The organism is Pseudomonas sp. HY13-MNA-CIBAN-0226 (assembly GCF_040310305.1).
GTDB lineage: Bacteria > Pseudomonadota > Gammaproteobacteria > Pseudomonadales > Pseudomonadaceae > Aquipseudomonas > Aquipseudomonas gregormendelii.
Window position 1 is genome coordinate 1 of sequence record NZ_JBEOPS010000554.1, and the last position, 242, is coordinate 242.

The following is a 242-nucleotide window of genomic DNA, read 5'->3' on the forward strand; positions in this document are numbered from 1 at the left end:
GCATATTGTTGCTAAAGAAGGTGAGCAAATTCAGGGAGCAGAATTACTGCCAAGCTTGTTATCGCTTAATTTTAAATTCGGTGAGATGGATATTTTTCATCGCCACATTGATAATGCCGGCACGGGCAAGGTGCTGTTTTCACTCGCTAACATGTTAAAACCTGGCATCTTTGACCCAGATCAAATGGAGCAGTTTGTCACTCAAGGCGTGGTGTTATTTATGACATTACCTTGTTATGGTG

The 242-nt window shown here is 41.7% G+C and carries 1 protein-coding gene; it reads left to right on the plus strand.

Annotated features, from left to right (window positions below):
- On the plus strand, positions 1–242 hold a 242-nt coding region (locus AAEZ05_RS29880), incomplete at both ends, for a cell division protein ZipA (protein WP_350650264.1).